General features: G+C 71.2%; 26 protein-coding genes. 14 read left to right on the top strand and 12 right to left on the bottom strand.

Going from position 1 to position 23,697, the window contains the following annotated elements; all coding sequences use genetic code 11:
* Positions 1-17 precede the first annotated feature (17 nt).
* Entirely contained in the window at positions 18-557 is a 540-nt protein-coding gene (locus tag LX16_RS22265) for a DinB family protein (protein WP_147142757.1), read from the bottom strand.
* Between the two features lie 29 nt (positions 558-586).
* Positions 587-1,420, bottom strand: a complete 834-nt coding sequence (locus LX16_RS22260; RefSeq protein WP_147142998.1) for an undecaprenyl-diphosphate phosphatase — start codon at positions 1,418-1,420, stop codon at positions 587-589.
* Between the two features lie 322 nt (positions 1,421-1,742).
* Between LX16_RS22260 and LX16_RS22255 the strand changes: the two genes are divergently transcribed.
* Genes LX16_RS22255 through LX16_RS22245 form a run of 3 tightly spaced genes read left to right on the top strand, consistent with a single transcriptional unit; the run spans position 1,743 to position 2,868 of the window.
* Complete coding sequence (locus LX16_RS22255) at positions 1,743-2,120, top strand: VOC family protein (protein WP_147142755.1); 378 nt, start codon at positions 1,743-1,745, stop codon at positions 2,118-2,120.
* Between the two features lie 3 nt (positions 2,121-2,123).
* Complete coding sequence (locus LX16_RS22250) at positions 2,124-2,441, top strand: ArsR/SmtB family transcription factor (RefSeq protein WP_147142751.1); 318 nt, start codon at positions 2,124-2,126, stop codon at positions 2,439-2,441.
* Entirely contained in the window at positions 2,434-2,868 is a 435-nt protein-coding gene (locus LX16_RS22245) for an SRPBCC family protein (protein WP_147142748.1), read from the top strand. The genes LX16_RS22250 and LX16_RS22245 overlap by 8 nt, the downstream gene beginning before the upstream one ends.
* Here the strand turns inward: LX16_RS22245 and LX16_RS22240 are convergent.
* A complete protein-coding gene (locus tag LX16_RS22240) occupies positions 2,856-3,185 on the bottom strand; it encodes a hypothetical protein (RefSeq protein ID WP_147142745.1) in 330 nt (109 codons plus the stop codon). The two genes, LX16_RS22245 and LX16_RS22240, sit on opposite strands and share 13 nt — an antisense overlap.
* A 152-nt stretch (positions 3,186-3,337) precedes the next feature.
* On the opposite strand from LX16_RS22240, the gene LX16_RS26935 reads away from it, so the two are divergent.
* Positions 3,338-3,502 (top strand): hypothetical protein, encoded by a 165-nt coding sequence (locus LX16_RS26935; protein WP_170283883.1) that lies wholly within the window; start codon positions 3,338-3,340, stop codon positions 3,500-3,502.
* Positions 3,503-3,551: 49 nt separating this feature from the next.
* On the opposite strand, the gene LX16_RS22235 is transcribed toward LX16_RS26935, so the two are convergent.
* Positions 3,552-3,956, bottom strand: coding sequence for a four-helix bundle copper-binding protein (locus LX16_RS22235; RefSeq protein ID WP_147142743.1), 405 nt, complete (start codon positions 3,954-3,956; stop codon positions 3,552-3,554).
* A 143-nt stretch (positions 3,957-4,099) separates the two neighbouring features.
* On the opposite strand from LX16_RS22235, the gene LX16_RS22230 reads away from it, so the two are divergent.
* From LX16_RS22230 to LX16_RS22220, 3 genes are all read left to right on the top strand, one after another.
* The gene (locus LX16_RS22230; RefSeq protein ID WP_147142740.1) at positions 4,100-4,573 is read left to right on the top strand and encodes a DUF4383 domain-containing protein; all 474 of its coding nucleotides are present in this window, start codon (positions 4,100-4,102) and stop codon (positions 4,571-4,573) included.
* Positions 4,574-4,770: 197 nt separating this feature from the next.
* The gene (locus LX16_RS22225) at positions 4,771-5,682 is read left to right on the top strand and encodes an SDR family NAD(P)-dependent oxidoreductase (RefSeq protein ID WP_147142735.1); all 912 of its coding nucleotides are present in this window, start codon (positions 4,771-4,773) and stop codon (positions 5,680-5,682) included.
* 285 nt (positions 5,683-5,967) lie between these two features.
* The gene (locus tag LX16_RS22220; RefSeq protein ID WP_158645693.1) at positions 5,968-7,248 is read left to right on the top strand and encodes a pyridoxal-dependent decarboxylase; all 1,281 of its coding nucleotides are present in this window, start codon (positions 5,968-5,970) and stop codon (positions 7,246-7,248) included.
* 37 nt (positions 7,249-7,285) lie between these two features.
* Here the strand turns inward: LX16_RS22220 and LX16_RS22215 are convergent, their stop codons facing one another.
* Both LX16_RS22215 and LX16_RS22210 read right to left on the bottom strand, forming a co-directional pair.
* Positions 7,286-8,161 (bottom strand): alpha/beta hydrolase, encoded by an 876-nt coding sequence (locus tag LX16_RS22215; protein WP_211354693.1) that lies wholly within the window; start codon positions 8,159-8,161, stop codon positions 7,286-7,288.
* On the bottom strand, positions 8,158-8,988 hold the full coding sequence (locus LX16_RS22210) for an MBL fold metallo-hydrolase (protein WP_158645692.1): 831 nt from the start codon (positions 8,986-8,988) through the stop codon (positions 8,158-8,160). Before LX16_RS22210 ends, LX16_RS22215 begins: the two co-directional genes overlap by 4 nt.
* Positions 8,989-9,114: 126 nt before the next feature.
* On the opposite strand from LX16_RS22210, the gene LX16_RS22205 reads away from it, so the two are divergent.
* Entirely contained in the window at positions 9,115-10,026 is a 912-nt protein-coding gene (locus tag LX16_RS22205; protein ID WP_147142723.1) for a LysR family transcriptional regulator, read from the top strand.
* Positions 10,027-10,151: 125 nt separating this feature from the next.
* Here the strand turns inward: LX16_RS22205 and LX16_RS22200 are convergent, their stop codons facing one another.
* The gene (locus LX16_RS22200) at positions 10,152-11,108 is read right to left on the bottom strand and encodes an NAD(P)/FAD-dependent oxidoreductase (RefSeq protein ID WP_147142720.1); all 957 of its coding nucleotides are present in this window, start codon (positions 11,106-11,108) and stop codon (positions 10,152-10,154) included.
* 79 nt (positions 11,109-11,187) lie between these two features.
* Here LX16_RS22200 and LX16_RS22195 point away from each other — a divergent pair, with 79 nt between their 5' ends.
* On the top strand, positions 11,188-11,778 hold the full coding sequence (locus LX16_RS22195) for a helix-turn-helix domain-containing protein (RefSeq protein ID WP_147142717.1): 591 nt from the start codon (positions 11,188-11,190) through the stop codon (positions 11,776-11,778).
* A 146-nt stretch (positions 11,779-11,924) separates the two neighbouring features.
* On the opposite strand, the gene LX16_RS22190 is transcribed toward LX16_RS22195, so the two are convergent.
* The 4 genes from LX16_RS22190 to LX16_RS22175 form a co-directional block, all read right to left on the bottom strand.
* Positions 11,925-12,857 (bottom strand): hypothetical protein, encoded by a 933-nt coding sequence (locus LX16_RS22190; RefSeq protein ID WP_147142714.1) that lies wholly within the window; start codon positions 12,855-12,857, stop codon positions 11,925-11,927.
* A gap of 1 nt (position 12,858) precedes the next feature.
* Positions 12,859-13,203, bottom strand: coding sequence for a hypothetical protein (locus LX16_RS22185; protein WP_147142709.1), 345 nt, complete (start codon positions 13,201-13,203; stop codon positions 12,859-12,861).
* Entirely contained in the window at positions 13,200-13,721 is a 522-nt protein-coding gene (locus tag LX16_RS22180; protein ID WP_147142706.1) for a hypothetical protein, read from the bottom strand. The genes LX16_RS22185 and LX16_RS22180 overlap by 4 nt, the downstream gene beginning before the upstream one ends.
* Positions 13,722-14,004: 283 nt before the next feature.
* On the bottom strand, positions 14,005-17,049 hold the full coding sequence (locus LX16_RS22175) for an AfsR/SARP family transcriptional regulator (protein WP_147142703.1): 3,045 nt from the start codon (positions 17,047-17,049) through the stop codon (positions 14,005-14,007).
* Between the two features lie 234 nt (positions 17,050-17,283).
* Between LX16_RS22175 and LX16_RS22170 the strand changes: the two genes are divergently transcribed.
* Positions 17,284-17,616, top strand: a complete 333-nt coding sequence (locus LX16_RS22170; protein ID WP_147142700.1) for a VOC family protein — start codon at positions 17,284-17,286, stop codon at positions 17,614-17,616.
* 55 nt (positions 17,617-17,671) lie between these two features.
* Here the strand turns inward: LX16_RS22170 and LX16_RS22165 are convergent, their stop codons facing one another.
* Entirely contained in the window at positions 17,672-20,161 is a 2,490-nt protein-coding gene (locus tag LX16_RS22165; protein ID WP_147142698.1) for an MMPL family transporter, read from the bottom strand.
* A 78-nt stretch (positions 20,162-20,239) separates the two neighbouring features.
* On the opposite strand from LX16_RS22165, the gene LX16_RS22160 reads away from it, so the two are divergent.
* From LX16_RS22160 to LX16_RS22145, 4 genes are all read left to right on the top strand, one after another.
* Positions 20,240-20,818 (top strand): TetR/AcrR family transcriptional regulator, encoded by a 579-nt coding sequence (locus LX16_RS22160; protein WP_147142695.1) that lies wholly within the window; start codon positions 20,240-20,242, stop codon positions 20,816-20,818.
* Between the two features lie 113 nt (positions 20,819-20,931).
* On the top strand, positions 20,932-21,882 hold the full coding sequence (locus LX16_RS22155; protein WP_147142691.1) for an RNA polymerase sigma-70 factor: 951 nt from the start codon (positions 20,932-20,934) through the stop codon (positions 21,880-21,882).
* 291 nt (positions 21,883-22,173) lie between these two features.
* Positions 22,174-22,797, top strand: coding sequence for a hypothetical protein (locus LX16_RS22150; RefSeq protein ID WP_147142688.1), 624 nt, complete (start codon positions 22,174-22,176; stop codon positions 22,795-22,797).
* Positions 22,798-23,147: 350 nt separating this feature from the next.
* A complete protein-coding gene (locus LX16_RS22145) occupies positions 23,148-23,660 on the top strand; it encodes a YlcI/YnfO family protein (RefSeq protein ID WP_147142684.1) in 513 nt (170 codons plus the stop codon).
* Positions 23,661-23,697 lie beyond the last annotated feature (37 nt).

Below are 23,697 nucleotides of genomic sequence, written 5' to 3'. Positions count from 1 at the left end.
TGCGAGACCGACCGCCGTCACTCTCCGGTTCGACCGTCCACCGATTCGCGCAGCAGGTCGGCGTGCCCGTTGTGCCGGGCGTACTCCTCGATCATGTGGCACACGATCCATCTCAGGCTGGGTCTACGCCCGTCGGACCAGGCGGTCGCCGCGAGACGGTCCATCCCCTCGCCGGGCGGGAGCTCGGCCACCAGGGCACGGGACCGCTCCACCGCGCTCCGCCACAGGGCACGCAACGCCTCCGGGGTGTCGTCGGCGGCGGAGTGCCACTCCCAGTCCCGGTCGGCGTTCCAGTCGACCGTGTCCCACGGCGGGGTGGGGCGGCGGCCCGCCAGTGACCGCCCGAACCACAGGTCCTCCACGTACGCCATGTGCTTGAGCAGTCCGCCCAGCGTCATGGTGGAGGAAGCGACTCTCGCCGACAGGCCCGCGGCGTCGAGGCCCTCGCACTTCCACGCCAGGGTGGCCCGCTGGTAGTCCAGGAAGCCCAACAGTGTGGTGGTCTCGTCGGCGGCCGGTAGCGGCTCGGGACGGCCGTGTTCGTCGATGTCGGTCACGGCGGCGATGGTATTGCCCGGGTCGGACATCAGGTGGCCTCGATCGCGCCGGTGGACAGCAGGGCGATGACGAACAGGCCGAGCGCCACCCGGTACCAGACGAAGATGTAGACGCTGTGCCGTGCCACCCACTGCAGCATCCAGTGCACGGCGGCCAGGCCGACGAAGAACGCGATCACCGTGGCGACGGCGAGTTGGGGGCCGGAGGGTATGAGTCCGGCGCCGGAGGGCTCGAACACGTCGCCCAGGCTGTAGATACCGGAACCGAGGACGGCCGGGATGGCCAGCAGGAACGAGTAACGTGCCGCGACGGCGCGGTCGATCCCCATGAAGAGTCCGGCGGTGATGGTCGCCCCGGAACGCGACACGCCCGGAATCAGTGAACCGGCCTGGGCGAGACCGAGCAGGATGCCGTCCTTGAGCCGGAAGTCGGCGAAGCCGCGCTGCTTCGTACCGAAGCGCTCGGCGGCGCCCAGCAGCAGGCCGAACACGATGAGGCTGATCGCGACGAGCCACAGGTTGCGCGCCTGTTCGCGGATCTGGTCGGTGAACAGGACTCCGAGGACGACGATCGGGATGGTGCCGATGATGACGTACCAGGCCATCCGGTAGTCGGTGGTGGACCGTATCTCACGGTTCCCGAAGCCCAGGATCCACGCCTTGATGAACCGGCCGATGTCCCTGGCGAAGTACAGCAGGACCGCCGCCTCGGTCCCGAGTTGGGTGACGGCGGTGAAGGAGGCGCCGGCGTCGGCGTCGAAGAACAGCGCGGAGGCGAGCCGGAGGTGTCCGGAGGACGAGATCGGCAGCATCTCGGTCAGGCCCTGGATGACTCCCAGGACGATGGTCTCCCACCAGGTCATCTGCATCGGGTGCGGCTTTCGGTCGGCGGCGGCGAGCCGGTCCTCATCGGGGTCGTCGGGCCGAACCCGACGCAGCAGTGTGACACGAGACCACATATCGGGCGCCCGTGAGGGTGTGAGCCGCGTCGCCGACGGCCGTCGGCCCGCCCGGTACGCGCGTCGCCCGACGGCCGGAGACCGGGTATGAGACGTATACGCGCCATACCGAGATTTCCGCGACAGGGGGCCGGAGGACGTGTTGGACGCCTGGCGCTAGGGCGGGTGCGCGCCGCCGCCGGGGACCCGCGTGCGATAGTTAGGTTTTTTCCTATATATTCACGACATGAACATTTCGACGATTCAGCTCGTGTCCGTCCCCGTCACCGATCAGGACCGCGCGTTGGCCTTCTACACCGAGGTCCTGGGGCTGCGGCTGGTCCGGGACAACCCGATGGGCGAGAACGCACGTTGGGTGGAGGTGGCACCGGCGTCCGGCGGCACCGGCCTGACACTGGTGACCTGGTTCCCGCAGATGCCACCGGGCGGCGTCGCCGGACTGGTCCTCCAGACCGACGACATCGACGGCGACATCGCCCGCCTGAAGGAGCACGGAGTCACGGTCGACGGCCCGCAGGACGCCCCGTGGGGTAGGTTCGGCACGCTCACCGACCCGGACGGCAACGGCATAGTGCTGTCCGGCCCACCGACGCCAGGGACGTGATCGATGCCCGCCGACGTGTTCGCCGCCCTCGGCAGCCCGGTCCGCCGCAGGCTCCTCGACCTGCTACGGGACGGCCCGAGACCGGTACGCGATCTGGCGGTTCACTTCGACATGCGGCAACCCAGCCTCTCGGAGCACCTGAAGGTGCTCCGGGAGGCCGGCCTCGTCGACGAGACCCGGCACGGCCGGGAACGCCACTACCGGTTGCGGGGCGACGGGCTGGCCGAGGTCGCGGAGTGGCTTTCGCCGTACGAGCACTTCTGGCGGAACCGGTTGGCGGCACTGCGAGACCTGCTCGACGAGGAGGACGACGATGGCTGAGGAGCGCATCGAGGTCGACCAGTTCGTCCCCCACCCACGGGAACGGGTGTGGCGGGCGCTCACCGATCCCGCCCGGATGGCGCGCTGGTTGATGCCCAACGACTTCCGCCTGGAGGCGGGACACCGGTTCACCCTCACCACGACGCCGGTGCCCCGCACCGGTTTCGACGGCGTGGTCCACTGCCGGGTCCTCGGGTTCACCGCCCCGGAGGTGTTGCGGATCGGCTGGCGCGCGGGCGGGGTGGACACCGAGGTGACCTGGCGGCTCGTGCGCGAGGGCACCGGCACCCGGGTGCTGCTGGTCCACTCCGGATTCGACACCGCCGACGAGTCGCAACAGGCCGTCCGCAGACTCCTCGGCGGCGGTTGGCGGTCCCGGATACTCCCGGCGCTGGCCGCGGCCGTCGCGCCGGATCAGGCCGGGTAGGTGACACTCTCGTCGAGCCTGTCGATGGTGGCACGCAGGATGCGGTTGCCGTCGATGGTGGGCTCGCTCGTGGTCTCGGAGTCGAGTTCGTCGAACACGCCCAACTTGTAGGCGGCCAACACCACCTTGGCGAAGTACTCGGGTGGGAGCGCCGCGTCGGCGTCGTCCAGATGGGACACCAGGAAGTCGAAGGCCAGCAACGGGTCCCCCACCGTGGCGGTCTCCTGGAGGGTCTTGACCCGGTCCGGTTCCAGCCTGCCCAGTTCGGCCGCCCCGGTGATCAACCGCCGCACGGCGGCCCGTTCGGTCCCTGTCACCGCCACCCCCCGTGTCGGGTCCCGTCTCTGGTGAGCAGTCTGGCACCGCCGGGCGGCGTCGTGGGCCGGACGGGGAAAGTCACCCTCCCCGTGGTTGCGGGACGGGCCCTCGGGGAAAGAGGTCCACAGCCGACTCGTGGAATGGAGGGACCATGCGCGCTCTGCTGGTGGCCGTCGGGGTCGTCGCCGTCGTGTTGATCCTGCTCGGCCTGATCGTCAAGGCGGTGAAGTGGTTGTTGATCATCGGCCTGGTGGCACTGCTGGCCGCCCTGGTGCTCGGTTGGTGGCAGGCCCGCCGGAGCGATCGGACCGGTTGACGGAGGTCGTCCCCGGGACGGGCCGCGCGCCCGTCGCGGGGACGGCGGTTCACAGGGCGGCGATCAGTTCCCGGCACGCCTCCTCGCAGCGGCGGCACGCCTCGGCGCACACTCGGCAGTGGTCCATGGCGTCGGCGTGCCGGGCGCACTCGTCGCCGCAGGACCGGCACGCCACGACGCACGCCTCCAACACGGCACGGGTCAACGCGGCGTCGTACTCGGTGTGCCGGGACAGTACGGCGCCGGTGGTCGCGCAGACGTCGGCGCAGTCCAGGTTCGTCCGGACGCACTTGCGCAGCGCCGCGACGTCGTCCTCACTCAGGCAGGCGTCGGCGCACGCGGTGCACGCCTGCGCACAGTCGCGGCACGCCTCGATACAGGCGGCGAGCTTCGCCCGGTCGACACCGCCGAGGTCGGCCGGGTAGGTGGTCAGCATGTCGGTCACGGTGCTCATCGTCTTCTCCCCTGGTCGTGGTCGATTCGCCCGCCGACTACCCGGCACGCGGCGACACCAATCCATCCGGTTGACGACCCGTCACACCGGGTAATCCCCACGAGGGCACGTCGAGGGCGCGCCCCGGTAGGGAGGAGCCGATCATGACCACGCGAACCGACCGCACCGGACGCAGTGTTGTACAGGTGCTGGCACTGCTGGTGGGTGTGGTGTTCCTGTTGGTGGGTATCGCCGGGTTCATACCGGGCATCACCACCGAGTACGACAGCCTCAGCTTCGCCGGCCACGAGTCCGGTGCCATGTTGCTGGGGATCTTCCAGGTGTCGATCCTGCACAACATCGTGCACCTGCTGTTCGGAGTCGCCGGCATCGCGCTGGCCGCCTCGGCCGGCGGAGCGCGACTGTTCCTGGTGGGCGGCGGGATCATCTATCTCGTCCTGTGGCTGTACGGGCTGATCATCGACCACGACAGCGCCGCCAACTTCGTGCCGGTCAACACGGCCGACAACTGGCTGCACCTCGGACTGGGTGTCGGCATGATCCTGTTGGGACTGCTGCCCGGCAACCGGGGCGCCCGTGCCGCCTCGGACCGGCCGGTGTCCGACCGGTCCGTCTGAGACGCCGACTTCGGTCCTCGTTCGTCGCGAGCAGCGGTCCGGTCGAGTGCGTTCGCAAGGCGGAGCAGGTCCTGCATCCGGTGTTTTATGCAGGACCTGCGACAACGCCGTAAGACGGGGGTCGTTTCCGCCGACTCGCCCGCCTCCGGTGCCGCGCGTGGGTAGGGTCCACCGCGTAACCGGCGGAAGGGCGGGTCATGTCGGGAAGTCTCGGACCCGGGTCGACCACGGCGGACGTACTGGCCGGGGTCGACTTGACGGGTCGTTCGGCGGTGGTCACCGGCGCCACGACCGGCGTGGGGATCGAGACGGCCAGGGCGTTGGCCTCGGCGGGCGCGGCCGTGACACTGGCCGCCCGCCGCGCGGGGCCGGCGGACCGGGTGGCGTCGGAGATCCGGGAGACCACCGGCAATCCCCGGGTCGAGGTGAGCGCGCTCGACCTGGCGGATCTGGGGTCGGTGGCGGCGTTCGCCGAGCGGTGGCGGGGGCCGCTGCACATGCTGGTGAACCTGGCGGCGCTACCGATGCTGCCGCACCGGACCCGGACGCCACGCGGTTGGGACGCCCAGTTCGCGGTGAACGTCGTGGGGCACGCGGCACTGTGCCGGGCGCTGCGCCCGGCGCTCGCGGCGGCTCGCGGGGCGCGCGTGGTGACGTCCGCCTCCCGTGCGCATCTGTACTCGCCGGTCGTGTTCGACGACCTCCACTTCGACTTCCGGCCGTTCGATCCGGCGGCGGCCCACGCCCAGGCGCAGACCGGCGCCATCCTGTCGGCGGTCGCGATCGGTCACCTGTGGGCGGCGGACGGGATCACCGCCGACGCGGCCGGACTCGGCCACGCGGAGATCGACCGGATTCCGCCATCGCCTTCAGTCGGAGACGACCCGGCGACCGACGCCTCCCGGACGGCGGCCACCCCGGTGATGCTCGCCGTGGCCGACGGCGTGGAGGGTCCCGGCTATCACGAGTCGTGCGCGCGGGTCGCGCCGGTGTTCCGCCGGCCCGCCGAGGACGTCCCGGGCGTGGCGCCCTACGCCCTGGACCCCGACAACGCCGCGAGGTTGTGGCGGGTCGCGGCCGAACTGGCGAACGGCGTGCCGCACCTGTGAGGCGGCGGGTCTACACCATTCGGGCCAATGTGGGACGCCCGAGGCCGCCGGCGGCCGCCGGCTCGCGCCTGGAAGGCGGAAACGGACGCTGTCACCGCTGGCCAGGGCCGTATCAGTGGTTGTCACCGGCCACTCGCGAGGAGTAATCTGGCAGTCACTCACGGCAGCACGCGATCGAGGCGTCGCCACGGTGGCGTTCCGCTGCCGGGCCAGGCGGGGAAGTGCCGCCACCGTCCAACCGGGAGGGTCCGGAATGCATCTCTGACGCGGAAGGGACGTGCCATCGTGCTGCTGACTTCCCTGTGCCTCCTCACCGGCGCCACCAATCCGCCGGCCGGCCGCGACGCGGGCGACGCCGCCGCCGTGCTCCGCCGTTCCACGGGCGTCGCGCCCGAACGCAATCTCGCCGACTACTCGAGTCTGTGGCAGTGTCCGGAACTGGCGGCGATCGACCGCCGGTACCGGCGGCACAATCTGGGTCACCGCGCGGCGCATCCGGAGATGGCGGCGGCCGAACGCGACTGCCTGGGCATCCTGGCACGGCTGTGGCGCCACCCGACCCCGGAGAACCCGGTCGGCTGCTCCACCACCGGTTCCAGTGAGGCGTGCCTGTTGGCGGGCCTGGCGCTCCTTCGGCGGTGGCGCGGTCGCAGGGGTCCGGCCGGGCGGCCGAACCTGGTGGTGAGCCGGTCGGCACATCCCTGCTGGCGCCGGTTCTGCGCCTACTGGCAGGTCGAGTTCCGGACCGTGCCGCCCGCCCCTGGGAGCCTCCAACCCGATCCGGCGGCGTTGGCGGGCAGCTGCGACGCCGACACCATCGGCATGGTCGCGATACTCGGCGATTCCGAGAGCGGCCGGTACGAGCCGGTCGCGGGCATGGCCGCGGCCCTGGACGCGTTGGCCGACTTCCGGGGTGTGGACGTGCCCATGCACGTGGACGCCGCGTCCGGCGGATTCGTGGCCCCGTTCCTGGATCCGTTGCTGTCGTGGGACTTCCGGCTGCCCCGGGTCGTGTCGATCAACACGTCGGGGCACAACTTCGGGATGGCGGCGCTCGGCCTGGGGTGGCTGCTGTGGCGGGACTCCGGGTGCTGCCCGCCGGAGTTGCGGCAACCGACCGGACGCCCGGGTGCGCCGCCGATGGGGTTCACGTACTCCCGTTCCGCCGCACCGGTGTTGCAGCAGCGTCACCTGTTGACGCGGCCGTTGGCAATCGAACGGTACCGGTTGGCGCACGGCTACTGCCGGGACGCCGCCGCGACCATCAACCGGATGATGGCGGCCAGGGCCGGTGTGCGGCTGCTGAATCCGGCGCCCGACCTGCCGGTGTCGTCCTTTCAGGACACCGATCCGGACGGGCGCGCGGTGCGCGACTTCGCCGCGCGGATGGCCGCGCGCGGCTGGTTCGTACCGACGTTCCGGTCGCAGGCCGATCCCGCCGGGCCGCTCTGCGCCCGCGTGGTGGTCCGGTCCGGGCTACCCGGTCAACTCGTCGACGAACTGATCGCCGACGTCGCGGTGACCCTGGACGGCACGGGCCTGGCGGGCTCCGGCGAACCCGGTTGACTCGGTGGCGGACGGCGGACCGCCCGCCACCGAGGACTCACGGCCGCTCGGCGAAGAACTCCGCCAGCCGTGCGACCGCCGGGTCGACGTACTCGGCCACGTCGTACAGGTCGATGTGGTTCGTCGTCGGCAGCCACGTCAGCGACTTCGGTTCGGATGCCGCCTCGTACACCTGCGCGGCGGCCTCGGGCGAACAGAACTCGTCCACCTCGCCGTGCACGATCAACAGCGGCGTCGGTGAGATCAACCGGGCCGCCTGCACGGTGTCCAGCGTCATGATCTGGTACGTCGACGCCACCGTGACCCGGTTCTGCCAATGTGGACTCGCGGAACGGGACGTGCCGTAGTACGCGAACGGTTCCGCACCGGGCATCGCCGCCGGTTCGTCGGTGTCGCTCACGGCCTTGCGGTACACGGGTTCCCCGTCGCCGGTCCAGGCCTCGGCGAGCAGCCCCGCCAGGATCTCCCGGTACGCCTCACCGCGCCCCGCGAAGTCGGTCGCCGCTCCCGGGAACGCCGCCGCCACACAGGCCACCGCCGAGACGCGGGGGTCCTGGGCCGCGGCCTTGAGCGCGTAACCGCCGCCCAGGCAGATCCCGGTCATGCCGACCCGGTCGAATCCCTTGGCGCGCAACAGGGTGACGGCCGCGCGCAGGTCGGTGAGCTTCCCGGCGGCGTCCTCGTGGTGCCGCAGCGTGCCCTCCGACTCGCCGAAGTTGCGGTGGTCGAAGGCGAGGGTCGCGAAACCGCGCTCCGCCAACGCCTGCGCGTACCGGCCCACCACCTGGTCCTTGACCCCGGTGAAGGGGCCGGTGAACACGACGGCTTCCTTCGCGTCCGCCGGTGCCCGCAGGACACCCGCCAGCGTCAGTCCGTCCTCGGTGCGGAACCGCACCGGTGTCTCCTCGATCATCTCACTCCGTTCAGTTCCGCGGCTACGGCGTTCGCGCCCAATCCGATCATCCATGTCAGGGGCGCGTCGGGGAGGAAGCCGGTCATCAGCTTCTCCAGTTCGGCCAGGGCGTCCTCGGTCAGGGTGGTGGCACCGGCGGCCAGGCGGGCCACCTCCTCCCGGTACCGGGTCAGGTAACGGCGCTGCGCGTCGAGCATCGTCACGTCGCCGGGGGCACCGTGACCCGGATACAGGACCGCGCCCGCCGGCACCTCGGCCGCCACCCGGTCCAGAGCCGCCAACCACGCACCACTGTGGCCGTCGGCGGTGTACGGGTGCGTGCCGTGGAAAGCCAGGTCCCCGACGAACACCGCCGGCGGTCTGCCGGGAACGGTCACGGTGAACAGGCTGTCGGCGTGGCTCTCTGCCTTCCCGACGGTGTGGACGGTCAGCGTCAGTTCGTCGAAGGTCAACGCCTGGCCGTGGGTCAGCTCGGCGGTGGGGTAGGCGGTCACCGGGGGCCATTCGTCCCCGTACACCGGCGCCCACTGCGCGCGCTTCGCGTCGGCGATCTCCCGAATCGCCGCGGTGACCTCCCCGGTGGCGTACACCGGGACGCCGGTGTCGCCGACGACGTCGTGGACGCCGTTGAAGTGGTCGGGGTGGGCGTGGGTCACGAACACCGCGCGCAGCGGCCTGGCGATCCGCGCCAACCGCTCCTTCAGCGCCGCGATGTCGGAGACGAGCAGTCCGGTGTCGATCAGGACCGTTCCGGTCTCGGTCTCCCATATGTAGGAGTTGACGAACAGTCCCGCCTCACCGGCGGTGTGGATGTGCAGTTCGGCCACGTGGGCTCCTCGTTTTCGTTGGGACGACCGCTGCAACACGACGATCCCGGGGGCTCATCCGGTGTCGTGTCCGGTGTTCCCACACCCCCGTCAGGTCCGTCCTGACACTCCAGGCAGGATCGGGACGTGGACGTCCAACAGATGCGGTACGTGCTCGCGGTCGCCGAGGCCGGTGGTGTCCGGACGGCGGCGGCGGCGTTGTTCGTCTCACCGCAGACGTTGTCGGAACACGTCCGCCGCGCCGAGAACGACGTCGGCGGCGCGTTGTTCCATCGCACGACGACCGGGATGACACCGACCGCGCTCGGGGAGGTCTACATCTCACACGCCTCGCAGGCCGTCGCGGCGTTCGACGCGGCCGAGCGGGCGCTCCGTGCCGCCGCCTCCGGTACCCCGGCGGGCGTCCGGATCGCCTGGGCGTACGGGCTCGCGGGGGTGCTGCGCCGCCTGCTGGCCGCACTCGTGGCGGACGCACCGGAACGGCCGGTGCGGGCGGTGCCGATGGACTGCGCCGGGCAACTGTCGGCGGTGGCGCGCGGCGACATCGGCGCGGGCGTGTTCCACCGGGTGCCCGCGAACCGGCCGCCGGCGCGGGTGCGGGCGTTCACTCTGGAGGTCACCGAGGCGCACGTGTTGCTGCCGGAGGACCATCGGCTCGCGGCCTCGCCGGTGAAGCTCACCGAACTGGCGGGGGAGCCGCTGTTGCTGCCCGCCGACTCCGGCTCCGGTTGCCTTCGCGGCTGGGAACTCGCCGCCTTCGCGAGTCACGGTCTCACCCCGAAGGTCCGGGGGGAGGTCCACGGCATCGACGTGGCCGCCGCCCGGGTGGCGGCGGGCGACGGGTACGCCATGTGCGTACCGCCCGGTCACCCGGTACCGGCCGGTGTCAGGTTCGTGCCGATCGCCGACGCACTGCCACCACAGAGGGTCGGCTTCGCCTTCGGGGAGGCGACTCCGCCACAGGTGGTCGCGGCGGCGCGCGGGCTCGCCCGGCGGCGGGCCGTGAGACCGGCACCGCCGGGCGGTGGGACGCACTGAGAGAACGGGACCGCCGCCGAGCCGCAGTCTGCCCAGGTCGGGGGACATCGACGCGAAACGACGTCGATGTCCCCCGACTTCGACGGTGGTGGGCGGCCGGCGCGGGCCGCACGCCTCACCTGGGGCTATGATCCGGCGCGGGCCTCGACCGCGTGCCGGGTCTCCTCCATCACGAGGTCGGCGTTGATCTGGGCGCCCGCCAGCGCGCCCGCCGCGGCGGCGGCACCCACCTGGGCCGACAGGTCGGTGACGTTCCCCGCCACCCAGACCCCGGGGACGTCGGTGCGGCCCGCCGCGTCGGCGGGGATGTGCACACCCATTCCGGAGGGGTGCTCCACGGCCTCCAACCCGATCCCGGCGAGGAATCCGGCACGGGCGACCATGCGGGTCGCCACCGCGACCGCCTGCCGGTTCACGACGGTGCCGTCCGCCAGCCGCAGGCCGGTGATCCGGTCGTCGGCGACCTCCACACCGGTGACCTCTCCCTCGACGACGCGGATGCCGCGCGCCGCGAGCTGGGCGGCGGGCTCGGCGTCCAGGGCCGGTGCGGTGTGGCGGAAGTACACCACGTCGTCGCTCAACTGCCGGAACAACAACGTCTGGTGCACCGACATGGGGCCGGTCGCCAGGACACCGATGGCCTGGTCGCGCACCTCCCAGCCGTGGCAGTACGGACAGTGCAGGACGTCGTGGCCCCACCGTTCGCGCAGCCCGGCGACGTCGGGCAACTCGTCGACCAGTCCGGCGGTCACCAGGAGCCGACGTGCCCGGACGGTCCGGCCGTCGGCCGACGACACGGTGAACCGGTCACCGTCACGTGTCACCTCGGTGACCTCTCCGGTGAACAGGTGGCCGCCGTATCCGGTCACCTCCTCCCGCCCGCGTGCCAACAGTTCGGCGGGTGGCACACCCTCCCTGCCCAGCAGGCCGTGAACTCCCGCGGCGGGCGCGTTGCGCGGCTCACCGGAGTCGATCACCGCGACCGACCGCCTGCTGCGCGCCAGCATCAGCGCACCGTTGAGTCCGGCGGCTCCGCCGCCGATCACCACGGCGTCGTATTCGTCGTTCATCTGGAACGTCATGGTCAACACCTCCGAGGCCAGCGTGCCGACTCTGCCATGAAACCGGCAAACATTCTTGCCGTTCTGGCAAACTGGTGGGATGAGTGACTACATCGGCGACGCGCTCGACGCCGTCGGGCCACGACTGCGCATGCTCCGGCAGCGACGGGACACCACCCTCGCCGAACTGTCGGCCGTCACCGGCATCTCGGTGAGCACGCTGTCCCGGCTGGAGTCCGGCAGCCGCCGCCCCACGCTGGAGCAACTGCTGCCGCTGGCACGGGCACACGGCGTCACGTTGGACGAGCTGGTCGACGCCCCGCCCACCGGGGACCCGCGCGTCCACCTGCGCCCGGTGAACCTCCACGGGATGACGATGTTGCCGTTGACCCGGCGACCGGGCGGCATCCAGGCGTACAAGTTGGTCATCCCCGGCAGTACCGACGCAGCGCCTCCGACTCCCCAGACCCACGAGGGCTACGAGTGGGTCTACGTGCTCAACGGCAGGCTCCGGCTGATCCTGGGTGAACACGACGTCGTGCTGTCCCCCGGCGAGGCCGCCGAGTTCGACACCCGGACACCGCACTGGTTCGGCAGCGCCGACTCCGAGCCCGTCGAGTTCCTGAGCCTGTTCGGCAGGCAGGGCGAACGCGCCCACCTGCGCGCCCGCCCGGCGACCCGCTCCCGCTGACCACCCGCCTTGGGTGGGCACAGGCCCGGCTTGGGTGGGCACAGGCCCGGCTTGGGTGGGCACAGGCCCCGCAGAATTCGGACATTCAGCCCTATTCGAGGCATGTCGATGGGCCCCAGGCCACCCAAGGCGTTCGGGAGGGAGGGTCAGACGTACACCGTCGGCCCGGTGTCGTCCAACTGCGACGGCCGCTTGCAGACGTACTCGTGCGCCGAGTCGTTCACCTGGTCGGTCATGTCCTCCAGGTTGGCGGTGAAGTCGGTGATCACCTCCACCCGTTCGGTGGTGAGGTACATGGCCGTGTTCCGGAGCTCGTGAAGCACCTCCACCGCACAGCCGGCGTCGGCGTACTCCAACTCCTCCATCACCTTGGTGGCGATGAGATCGGACGCCACCGCCCCGGCTCCGACCGTGACCGACCCGGCCACCAGGCCCACCACCGTGAACGCCATGTGGATGGTCGCCGAGACCAACCCCTCCAACGGCTCGTACTCGCGCAGTGTCTTCATGACGTCGTCCAACAGGGTCAACGGTACGAGCCGGTTCTCCGTGACCAGGGTCTTCCACGCCTTGAGGGATTCGATCGCGTCGCCCATCAGGCGGTCCTGTCGCACCAGGGTGGGATTGACGGTGTCCGCATAGTACTTCTTGAACAGCTCCGCGGGCCCCTCGGTGACACCCAGTACGCCGCCCTCGTTCAGGTCGGTGCGGTCCTCGGTGTTCCAGGTGTCGAGCCCGACGTGGATCCTACCGACGTCCCTCTCGATGAAGATCGAGTCACGATTGTCACCGATCGTGCCGATCGCCTCGTCGATGTCGGCGCAGTCGAGGTTAGGGAAACAGCACGACTCGACGAAACCGCGCAGAAACAGGTCCACCGCGTCGAACTCGTCCATGAGCATGTCCAACCGGCCCAGGCCGTCGAACAGGTCGCCGGCCCGGTACAGGTTCTGTGGATTGTTCGGGCCCAGCATCGACAGTTCCTCGCCGACCTTCTTCGTCGCGAGCAGTCGCAACCGTTCCCAGCGGCCCTCGTACGCGCTCATGAACGCGGCGTGGTCCTCGACCTCGTCGCTCATCTCACTCCTCCTGTGGCTCGTCGAATCCCGACGAGGGGCGTTCGATGCCGTACGCCGTCTCGCCGTCGAGGAAGTCGTACTCGTCGGCCATCGTCACCAGGACGTCTCCGCAGTCGCGCAGATAGTCGGCACTGGTGGTCATGACCAGCGCGACGCAGGAGATGAAACCGTTGAGCGCCGCCTGTGATTCGCCCTGCTTCACCTCGGCGTTCCCGGGGTCGTCGAGGGCCGCGTCCAGTTGCACGCCGCCGATACCGTCGCCGACCCGCTGGAACTCGTCGGCGACCGCCGGATAGTGGGTGTCGCCGGTCTTGCGGATGGCGGCCGTGTCCACCTGCATGGTCAATCTCCCCTTCTCGCGGCGCGCGCCCGGCCGAGCGCCCGGCGGCGTTCCCGCCGGGCGGCGGCCATCGCCTGGTCCAGTCCGGTTTCCAGGGCGACCGTGGACACGTCGGTACGCCGGACCGCGTTGTGCCGGAACTCCACCGCGATCCCGATCCCGTCGAAGACGGTCACCCGGACCGCCCCGTCGTCGGATTCGCCGGTGCCGAGTGCCTCGACCTCCGACCACGCCCGGTCCTCCGGTGCCGCCGTGTCGTCCCACGGGATTCCGAGCCGTCCGCACACCCGTCTCGACATCTCCATGAGCCCGCCGAAGTACTCCTCCTCGACGATGTAGACGGTGTATTCGATCTCGGTGGCCAGTGAGTGTTCGTCATGCCCGAGGCGTGCCTCGTCGTCGATGCGGACCCGGGGGCCCGAACCGGACGAAATCGTCACGGTCACGGCCCCCGAGGCCGAGGACCGAGTGGTCGCCAGCGCACGCAGTCTCGTCGCCAGTCTCTCCACGGTGGCCGAATCCATCCAGGCTCCCTCCGATGTGGTCGCATGGCGCCGGACCGGTTCCCAGGGCTCCGGATCACCGTGACGGCCGCGAACGGTAAGGCCGCTCACTCCGTTCACGACCGGTGATCCGGTCCGTCAGCCCGTGCGAACGACGTGCCGCCGTATCCGTGCCGGCGGCCGTCGGGTCCGACGCCATGCGTTCTCCCGTTCTCCTTCGAGCGGATGTCCTCCACTCTGCGGGGCGCCTGCACGAGTCGGAACCGAGTCGCGACCGAGTACGGTCGCCCGCGCCGGTGACGGGTCAGCGGGTGCCGCCGCCCGCCTCGTATCGGGACAACAGCCGGCGGGCGTTCTCGGCCTCGGGTACGCCCAGTTCCTCGAACCGGTCCCGCGCGTCCCGCCAGGACTCGCGGGCGGCGGTGTGATCCCCGTATCCGGCCTGTGCCCGGCCCAGTGCCAGGTACGCCCGGGCGGTGGGCAACGGCCTGGGGCCGTGGGAGTTCAGGGTGACGGCCTGCCTCGCGTGGTGCGCCGCCGTACGGTGCTCACCGACCCCGTGACTCACGATGCTCCAGGCCAAGGCGATGTCCGCCTGCATCGACCTCCTGGCCGTCGAATGGAAACGCGGTTCGCGGAGGACACCCGCGTACTCGGCCGCGCCCGGGTGGTCGCCGATCTCGGTCGCCAGTATGGCCGACTCGACCAGCGCCCCGGCCTCGGCCGTGATCCGGTTGACCTTGCGCGCCAGGCGCAACGCCTCCCGCAGGTCTCGCCCGGCGGCCTCGAACTCACCCGCCCGGCGGCGCAACGCACCGCGTTCGAGCAGCGCCAGTGTCCTCCAGCGGTCGTCGGGCAGTGCGGTGGCCACCTCGATCACCCTGGCCGCCATGCGCAGCGCCCTGTCACGCGACCCGACGGCCGAGTAACGGCGCATCATCGCGAAGTCGAGCCACATGGCACGTTGCGGTGACTCCTCGACCGGGAACCCGTCGCGAAGCCGGCGCTCGGTCTCGTCCACGTTGTGGTACCGGCCGAGTTCGACGCTCACTATCAGGTACTGCAGCAGGAACCCGAATCTCACCCGCCAGTCGAGCGAGCCGGGCGCGACGGCGAGGGCGTGACCGATCTGCTCCTCCGACTCGGTGTACCTGCCCGCCGTGAACAGGGATACCCCCAGGTTCGCGTGGGCGCCCGCCAGCGACGCGTCGTCGACCTGCTCGGCGACGGCGACCGCCGCACGGGCGGTCTCTATCGCGGCGGCGTCGTCGTCGGCGGCGCAGTGGTACGCCACCAGCACGTTCATCGCGCGGAACCTGCCCAGCGCGTCACCGTCGGCGGCGGCGTTGGCGATGGCGGACTCGATGACCGGCCCGGCCTCCCCGAACCGTCGGCCACGGCCGAGCGGGTGCATCAGGGGGGACACCAACTTCCACAGTTCCGGGTGGCCACGCAACCGCAGGCACCCCGCCATGACGTTGTCCTCCTCGTCGGGTAGCGGTTCCAGGCGTCGGCGGTAGTGCCAGTCGATGAACCGGTCCGCGACGGCGTCCCGGTCGGCGGGGGCGAGGTCGCGGGCGGCGGTCTTGGCGGCGAACTCCCGCACCAGGTCGTGGAGCCGGTAGCGGCCCGGCCGGTGCCGTTCGATCAGGTGCGCGGTCTCCAACCGGTCCAGGACCCGGTCGGTACCGGCCTGCGCGTGGACGGCGACCGCCAGGTCGCCGGAGAAGTCGTCCCCGGGGACGATCCCCAGTAGGCAGAACAGCCTTCGCGCCTCGGCGTCCAGGGCACGGTGGGAGTGGGTGAGGGCGACGGTGACCGTGGCGTCGGGGTCGCCGTCGATCGACAGGGCGGTGAGCCGGTCGCCGTCGCGCATCTCCGCGCCGTATCCGGCGAGGGTCTTCTCGGTGTGGACGGTGAGGTGCGCGGCGGCGATCCGCAACGCCAGCGGGAGGTCGCCGCACCGCTCGGCGAGCGCGTCGGCGGCACCGGGTTCCGGGGCGAGCCGTTCGGCGCCGAGCACGTCGGTCAGCAGCGCGACCGACTCCTCGCGGCGGAGCGTCCCCAACGACACCATCGCGGTGCCGTCCAGGACGGTGAGGCCGGTGAGCCGGTTGCGGCTGGTCACCAACGCGAAGCAGCCGTCTCCGGCGGGCAGCAGTGGCCGCACCCGGGCGGCGTCGCGGACGTTGTCGAGCACCACGAGCAACCGCCTGCGGTCGGTCAGCGTCCGGTACAGCGACACGGCTTCATCCACATCGGACGGCACCACGGCCCCCGGCCCGTGGAGTGCCCGGATCAGCCGGCCGACCGCGTCGGCCACCCCGACGGGTTCGCCGTCGTCGAAGCCGCGCATGTCCACGAACAACTGGCCGTCACCGAACCGGTCGCGGACCCGGTGGGACCAGTGGACCGCCAGGGAGGTCTTGCCCGCACCCGCGGCACCGGTGACCAGGCAGGAACGTGACCGGCCCGCGTCGAGCTGGGCGTCCAGCGCCCGCAGTTCGGCGTCGCGTCCGGTGAACGCGACCGGCGCGACCGGAAGCTGCGCGGGCACCGGTCCCGCGATCGCGGGCTCCGCCCGGCGTGGGGCGGCGCCGACCGGCGGCCGGGCGTCGAGGGCGGGGTCGCCGCGCAGTACGGCGGCGTGACGCCTCCGCAACGCCGGATCGGGGTCGAGGCCGAGTTCGTCGGCGAACCGGGCGCGGATCCGCTCGTAGACGTCGAGGGCCTCCGGGGTGCGGCCCTCCCGGTACAGCGCCAGCATCAGCAGACCGGCGAGACGCTGCCGGTACGGGTTGTCCGACAACAGGCGCCGCAGTTCCCCCACCGTCTCGGTGTGGTCGCCGGCGTCGAGTTCCCATTCCAGCCGGTCCTCGGTGGCGGCGAGCCTGAGTTCGTTCAGCCGGCCCGCCTCGGCGTCGATGATCCGGCCGGACAGGCCGGAGAACGGCTCGCCCCGCCACAACCGCAGTCCCGCGCGCGACGACTCGACGGCCTCGGTGTGGTCTCCCGACTCGGCGGCGGTCCTCGCGCGCCGTACCGCCTCGGCGAAGCGCCGCGAGTCGACGGACGCGCCGTCGAGGTCGAGCCGGTAGCCGTCACCGGCCGAACGGACGCGGCCGTCACCGAGGGCCTTCCGCAACCGGGAGGCGGCGTGCCTGACCTGCCGGTGGGCGGTCTCGGGTGGATCACCGTCCCACACGCCCTCGATGAGCCTCGCCATGGAGACGCCCTGGCCGGGAGCCGTCAACAGGACGGCCAGCAGTCGTATCGCGATCCGGCCGCGGACGGGGATCTCGACGCCGTCGTGGGACACCTGCAAGGAACCCAGTACCCGGAATTCCACCGATCGGCCTCCCCGTGTCCCGCCGTGCGGTGAACATCATATGGCGGCGGCTCCACCGGCCCTCCGCCGCGAGAGCGTTCGCCGGGAGGCGTGGGCCGTCACGGGGGGACCGGGAGCGACCGTGCCGCCGGCGACCTGGAGGCCGGCTTCGGTCCTGGTTCGTCGCGAGCGGACGAGCGGCAGGACGGCGGGCGCTGAGACGGCCTCTGAACGTCGCAGTGGAGAGGAGACGAGATGACGGGTGAACCGAGTTTCTTCGAGATAGGGGTGCCGGACGCCGAACGGGCGGAACGGTTCTATTCGGCGTTGTTCGGGTGGCGAACCCACCGCACCGGCGGAGGCGCCAGGCTGGAGACCGCGGGCATCCGGGGCGGTGTGCATCCCGGTGACTCCTCGGCCACCATCGGGCTGTACTTCCGGGTGGACGACATCGAGGCGGCGGCGGAACGGGTGAGGGAGTTGGGCGGCACCGCCGGCGACCCCGGTGAGCCGAGTCCCGGGTTCGGCAGGTTCACGGCCTGCCGCGACGACCAGGGCGTCTACTTCGGACTACATCAGCCGGAGTGACCGACGGTTCCGCGCCCGCGGTGGTCGCGGGCGCGGAACCGGGAGGAACCCGTCCTCAGTGGAGGGCGTGCCGCCGTTCCAGCGCCGCGCCCTCGACGTCGACGTTGGGCAGGACGCGGTCGACACCGCGCGGCAGCCACCACGCCGACTTGGACAGCAGGTGCATCAGGGCGGGCATCAACAGCATCCTCACGACGAACGCGTCGACCAGGATCCCGAAGGCGAGACCGAAGCCCAGCGGCCGGATGATCACCGACTCCGAGAAGACGAACCCGCCGAACACCGCCACCATGATGAGCCCGGCCGCGATGACCACCGAGCGGCCCGCCCGGAACCCCTGGGCGACCGCCAGTCGCGCAGACGAGCCGTGGACGTACGCCTCCCGCATCCCCGAGGCGAGGAACAACTGGTAGTCCATCGCCAGTCCGAACAGGATGCCCACCAGGATCACCGGCAGGAAGCTCAGGATCGGCCCGGGACTCTCGACGCCCACCAGGTCGGCGAGCCACCCCCACTGGAAGACGGCGACCACGGTGCCGTAGGTCGCGAACAGCGAGAGGATGAACCCGCCGGTGGCGATGAGCGGCACCAGCAGCGACCGGAACACCACGATCATGATCAGCAGCGAAAGGCCGACCACGATGATCAGGTAGACCGGCAGCACCTCCTGCAGCCCTTCGGATATGTCGATGTTTATCGCCGCCTGGCCCGCGACGCCGAGGACGTCCTCGCCCTCCACGGGCGCGAGTCCCCGCAGGTCGTGGACCAGCGCCTCGGTCGACTCGCTGTTCGGGCCGCCGGAGGGGACCACCTGGAACGCGGCCAGGGCGTTGTCGTCGGAGACCGCTATCGGCGCCACGGCCGTGACGTCGTCCCGTTCGGCGATCGCGCGCGCCACCGTCAACTGCGCGGACAGCAGTTCGTCGTCGGCCAGTCCCGGCGGAAGGTCGGCGGTCACCAGTAGGGGCGCGTTGGCACCGGCGCCGAACGCCTCCTCGGTGACGACGAACGCCCGGTGGGACGCCGAGTCGGCGGGCTCGGACGACCCGTCGGGCAGGCCCAGGCGCATCGACAGCGCCGGGATGGCCAGCGTGAGCAGGGCCGCCGCCGTCGCCAGCACGGTGAGGACCGCACGCAGTGTCCCCATCGGCTTCGGCGCGGCCGGTTCGGTCCGAGGCTCACCGGAGTCGGCGCGTGCCCGGCGCGGCAGGACGCGCTGCCCGACCATGCCGAGCAGTGCGGGGGTGAGGCTGATCGACATCAGTACCGCGACGGCGACGCAGACCGCCGCCGCCGAACCCATCAGCCCCAGGAACGGGATCCCGGTGATGTTGAGGGCCAGGAGCGCGACCACGACGGTGGAACCGGCGAACACCACGGCGTTGCCGGCGGTGCCGTTGGCGACACCGATCGACTCGACGACGTCGGCGCCCTTCTGGAGCTGCTTGCGGTGCCGGTTGATGATGAACAGCGAGTAGTCGATCCCGACGGCGAGGCCGAGCATGACGCCCAGCACCGGCGTGATCGACGCCATCTGCACGACGTCGGAGAACGCCAGGGTGGCCAGGACGCCGATACCGACGCCGACGAGGGCCGTGACGATGGGCAGGGCGGCGGCGACGGCGGTGCCCAGCATCACCAGCAGCACGACGGCCGCGATACCGACGCCGACGACCTCGCCGACGCCCAGGATCTCCGGCACGCCCTGCGCGATGTCGGTGGAGAACGAGACCTCGACTCCCTCGACCGGGTCGGACTCGAAGTGCGCGATCACGGCCTCCTTGGAGGCGTCCGACAGGTCGAGCCGGGGTTCGGTGAAGGCGACGTTGACCAGTGCGGTCGAGCCGTCCTCCGACACCATCCGGATGTCGGCGGCCAGTGACAGCAGTTCGGCCCCCAGTTCGAGCTGTTCGCTCTGCTCGATGAGTTCGGTGCGGGAGGCGTCGAGGTTGTCCTGTTCCTGCGCGAGCTGGTCACGGGCCTCGTCGAGTTGCGCCTGTTGCTCGTCGAGCAGCGCGAGCTGTTCGGGTGGCGCCCCGGCGGCCTGGGCCTGCTCACGGGCGGTGTCGAGCGCGGCCTGCGCGGCGTCGAGGTCGGCGACCCCCTGGTCGAGCTGCGCCTGGCCCTCGTCCAGTTGGAGCCGGCCGTCCTCGATCTGGTCCCGGCCGTCGGCCAGTTCCCGTTCACGGGCGGCGCGTTGTTCCTCGGTGGCGAACGGGTCGACGACGTCGGCGACGTCGGGGAGCCCGTCGGTGTCCTCGATGAGGGCGGAGATCTCGGCGCGCTGTCCCTCGGTGAACGCGGTGCCGTCGGCGGTCTGGAACACGACGGTCCCGGAGGCGCCGCTGAAGTCCGGGAGTTCGCGTTCGAGTTCCTCGATGACGTCGGCGGAGGCGGTGTCGGGGATGTCGAAGCTGGTGGTCAGGGTGCCGAAGCCCATGACGAAGCCGGCACCCGCCGCCAGCAGCACCACGAACCACGCGGCGACGACCCGCCACGCGCGTCTCGCCGCGAAGGCGCCCAATCGGTACAGCAGTTCCGCCATCGTGTTCCTTCCGAGTCGAGGGGACGATCCAATATACGCAACGTTGCGTCTAGTTGATCGGCTCGTATGATGACTCACATGTCCCAGCGTCGCCGCGGCGCGGTCCGCAGCGAGGCCGCCCGAGTAGCCATCCTGCGCGCCACCGCGCACCTGTTCCAGGCGTCGGGATACGACAACCTCGCGATGGAGAGCATCGCCGCCGAGGCGGGCGTCGCCAAGCAGACCATCTACCGGTGGTGGCCCTCCAAGAGCGCACTCGTCGCGGAGTGCCTGCTGGAGGGCCTGCTCATGCCGGACCTCGGCCTTCCCGACACCGGCGACGTCAAGGCCGACCTGATCGCCTGGACCGATCGGATATTCACGATCCTGCGGGAGCCCTCCGGCGAGTCGCTGGTGCGGTCGCTGATCGCGGCCGCCACCGAGAACGCCGACATCGGGCGGCGGTTGCACGACAGCCTGGGAACCGAGTCCTCCGTCACCGGACGCCTGGCCGACGCGGTCGAGGCCGGGCAGTTGCGCGACGGCAGCCGCCTCCAGGAGATCGCGGAGGCACTGGTCGGGGCGGTACTGCTTCGGGCGCTGGGACGCATCCCCATCGCGGCGGGCGACGCGGAACGCCTGGTCGACACGGTGCTGGGCGGCGCCTTGGCGCGCTGATCCCCCCGAAGCGCTCCGATGGGGCGGCGTGACGTGCGCGACGACCTGTCACAGGATTACCTTGGGCGGCGTCTCGTGATCGTCATCGTCGCACCACACAGACAGGACCGGTCATGGCCGAACCCGAAACGCCACCGTCGACGCACGCGCCCGGCGACACCGGGGAGCCCGACCCCGCCACCGCGACCTTCGTCACGCATCGCAACCTGCTCTTCACCGTGGCGTACGAGATGCTGGGATCGGCCGCCGACGCCGAGGACGTCCTCCAGGAGACCTGGCTGAAGTGGTCCGGCGTCGACCTCGACACCGTCCGCGACCGGCGGGCCTACCTGGTCCGGATCACCACCAGGCAGGCGATCACCCGGCTTCGCACCCTCTCCAGGCGACGCGAGTCCTACGTCGGGCCGTGGCTTCCGGAACCGCTGCTGACCGCCCCCGACATCGCCGAGGACGTCGCGCTGGCCGACAGCGTCTCCATGGCGATGCTCCTGGTCCTGGAGACCCTCACCCCCACCGAACGCGCCGTCTTCGTCCTCCGCGACGTCTTCGACCTGTCCTACGAGGAGATCGCCCGCACCGTCGACAAGTCCCCCGCCGCGGTGCGCCAGATCGCGCACCGCGCGCGGTCGCACATCACCGCGCGACGCCCCCGCGCGGCCGTCACCCCGGCCGAATCCCGCCGGGTGCTCGCCGAGTTCCGGCACTCCCTGGAGACCGGCGACCTCGACGGGCTACTCGGCGTCCTGGCCCCCGACGTGGTGGTGCTCGCCGACGGCGGCGGCGTCGCGCAGGCGTTCCCCCGCCCCGTCACCGGCGCGGACAAGGCAGCCAGACTGCTGGTCGGCGGCTGGCGGCGGAAGCTGCGGGGCCGGGTTGGTCTCGAACCCACCGAGGTCAACGGCGGACCGGCGCTGCTGGTCCGGATCGACGGCGCGCTCGACTCGGTCATCGCCGTCAGGATCGAGGCGGGCAGGATCGCCGGGCTGTACACGGTCCGCAATCCGGAGAAGTTGACCCGCCTCGACCGCGAGGCCGTCGTGAGCCTCCGGAGCGACGAGGTGTGACGCCGGAACGGCCCGTCCCCCGACCGTCAACGACCGGGACCGGCCGGGGCCCCGCCGATACACTCGGGACACCACCGTCGCGTCGCCCGTGGTGAGGAGGACAGTGGCCACTCACACGAGAAGCTGCCGACCGTCGACCTCGGCACCTCCCACACCGTCGCGATGCCCCGGCGACCACGCCGAGCCCGATTCGACGACGGCGGGCCACGCCTTCGTCAGGGGCACTCGACGTCCCCTTCGGACTGATCGCACCGCACCGTTCCCCCCGATCACCACGACGAGGAGCCCCCGATGACACGGCCTTCCTGGCTCACCAGCGGTGCGCGGTCCCGCGCGCTGATCGTCACCTCGCCCGGTCCACAATCGAACGTCCGTGAGGCCGTCCGGCGCCTCGACGACGCGCTCGCCGGATTCCCCGGCGCGGTACCCGGCTGGTTCCGGGCCCTGGAACGGCTCCGATACCGGTGGTACGTGATCTGCGTCGTGGTGGCCGCGGCGGCGTTGGCCGTCGCCTTCCCGGAGCGGATCTGGCTCAGCCTGCTGTACGGCGTGGGGGTCGGGATCGCGTTCGCGCCGCTGTCGAGCGCCCTCGCGCGTTCGGTCGCCCATCTGCAGGTCCGAGCCACAACCGGGAAGCGGGCCGCGCAGGTGATCACCGAACTCGCCGCGGAGGCGCGGCCGTTCCCGTTGCCGCGCGAGTGGGTCGACGCCGTCCTCGGCGTGGAACCGGAACGGGAACACCGGGTGCACCTGCTCGCCTGGTCGGCGGCCGATCCGGCGGGCGGTGGTTCGGACGGGCCGGCGGCCCGGGAACTGGTCCGGCTGTGGCGGCAGGCGGACCCGTCCTCCGCCGCGGAACTGGATGCGTTGCAGGAGCGGCTGCAGGGGATGGCCCGGGAACTCCGGGGCGAATAGCCGCACCTGACGTGACGCCGTCGGCGGACCGGTGCCGTCCCCGGCGCCGGTCCACCATGACGCCGCACGGCGGCACGACGACATCATGGCGGCCACGACGACGTCACCCGCGCCGCCTCCTCCGCAATCGGGTGCCGGGCAGTGGGCCAATCGGGGATTGAGACGCCGACGCGCCCGGCCGATCCCTGTCCGCGTGGGCATGACGCACGCCACATCATCGGCGTGGATCTGTCGATTTCCCAGCTGGTTCCCTTCGGCCTGCGCCAGTCGCGCCGCGAACCTGGCTCAGTTTGGCTCAGAATGACGTCGCATTGCTTGCATTAGTGGCGTCGTGATGTCATGATGATGCCATGGACATGACTTCTTACGTGGACCGTCTCGGGCGGGAAATCGCCGCCCTGGCGGAGACCGGCGGCGAGGAGGCCCGCGCACAGTTCGCACGGCTCGCGGGTTCCCTGGAACCGGCGATCCGGTTGACGCTCCTGGAGGCGCTGTCCGCCGCGGCGGACGAGATCAGCCGGGAGCTCGCCCCCGGCTCGGTCGAGTTGCGGCTCCGCGGACGCGACCCCGACTTCGTGGTGACCCGACCCCCGGAGCCCCCACCCGCCGCGCCCGAGGCCCCCGAACCCGTGGGCGAGGACGACCCACCGGGCGGCCACGACGGCCCGACCATCCGGATCAACCTCCGCCTGCCCGAACGGCTCAAGACGGCGATCGAGGAGGACGCCGCGCAGGAGGGCCGCTCGCTGAACGCGTGGCTCGTCCGCGCCGCCTCCGCCGCACTGCGACGGCGCGACCGGGATCGGCAACCACCCGGACGACGCCCACGCGGATCCGACCGCTACCGGGGCTGGGTCCAGTGAACCGCCCCTTTACTCCCGACACCGACACATCCACCAC

It is taken from the genome of Stackebrandtia albiflava, assembly GCF_007994225.1.
GTDB lineage: Bacteria > Actinomycetota > Actinomycetes > Mycobacteriales > Micromonosporaceae > Stackebrandtia > Stackebrandtia albiflava.
This window is presented reverse-complemented; position numbering and strand designations above follow the sequence as displayed.

Bases quoted from the DNA above. Each gene is read 5' to 3' on its own strand.
- LX16_RS22190 (WP_147142714.1), bottom strand. From the start codon at position 12,857: ATGAGCGACGAGGTCGAGGACCACGCCGCGTTCATGAGCGCGTACGAG.
- LX16_RS22155 (WP_147142691.1), top strand. From the start codon at position 20,932: ATGGCCGAACCCGAAACGCCACCGTCGACGCACGCGCCCGGCGACACC.
- LX16_RS22160 (WP_147142695.1), top strand. From the start codon at position 20,240: ATGTCCCAGCGTCGCCGCGGCGCGGTCCGCAGCGAGGCCGCCCGAGTA.
- LX16_RS22225 (WP_147142735.1), top strand. From the start codon at position 4,771: ATGTCGGGAAGTCTCGGACCCGGGTCGACCACGGCGGACGTACTGGCC.
- LX16_RS22180 (WP_147142706.1), bottom strand. From the start codon at position 13,721: ATGGATTCGGCCACCGTGGAGAGACTGGCGACGAGACTGCGTGCGCTG.
- LX16_RS22250 (WP_147142751.1), top strand. From the start codon at position 2,124: ATGCCCGCCGACGTGTTCGCCGCCCTCGGCAGCCCGGTCCGCCGCAGG.
- LX16_RS22235 (WP_147142743.1), bottom strand. From the start codon at position 3,956: ATGAGCACCGTGACCGACATGCTGACCACCTACCCGGCCGACCTCGGC.
- LX16_RS26935 (WP_170283883.1), top strand. From the start codon at position 3,338: ATGCGCGCTCTGCTGGTGGCCGTCGGGGTCGTCGCCGTCGTGTTGATC.
- LX16_RS22195 (WP_147142717.1), top strand. From the start codon at position 11,188: ATGAGTGACTACATCGGCGACGCGCTCGACGCCGTCGGGCCACGACTG.
- LX16_RS22215 (WP_211354693.1), bottom strand. From the start codon at position 8,161: ATGATCGAGGAGACACCGGTGCGGTTCCGCACCGAGGACGGACTGACG.
- LX16_RS22150 (WP_147142688.1), top strand. From the start codon at position 22,174: ATGACACGGCCTTCCTGGCTCACCAGCGGTGCGCGGTCCCGCGCGCTG.
- LX16_RS22165 (WP_147142698.1), bottom strand. From the start codon at position 20,161: ATGGCGGAACTGCTGTACCGATTGGGCGCCTTCGCGGCGAGACGCGCG.
- LX16_RS22260 (WP_147142998.1), bottom strand. From the start codon at position 1,420: ATGACCTGGTGGGAGACCATCGTCCTGGGAGTCATCCAGGGCCTGACC.
- LX16_RS22230 (WP_147142740.1), top strand. From the start codon at position 4,100: ATGACCACGCGAACCGACCGCACCGGACGCAGTGTTGTACAGGTGCTG.
- LX16_RS22200 (WP_147142720.1), bottom strand. From the start codon at position 11,108: ATGACGTTCCAGATGAACGACGAATACGACGCCGTGGTGATCGGCGGC.
- LX16_RS22145 (WP_147142684.1), top strand. From the start codon at position 23,148: ATGGACATGACTTCTTACGTGGACCGTCTCGGGCGGGAAATCGCCGCC.
- LX16_RS22255 (WP_147142755.1), top strand. From the start codon at position 1,743: ATGAACATTTCGACGATTCAGCTCGTGTCCGTCCCCGTCACCGATCAG.
- LX16_RS22245 (WP_147142748.1), top strand. From the start codon at position 2,434: ATGGCTGAGGAGCGCATCGAGGTCGACCAGTTCGTCCCCCACCCACGG.
- LX16_RS22170 (WP_147142700.1), top strand. From the start codon at position 17,284: ATGACGGGTGAACCGAGTTTCTTCGAGATAGGGGTGCCGGACGCCGAA.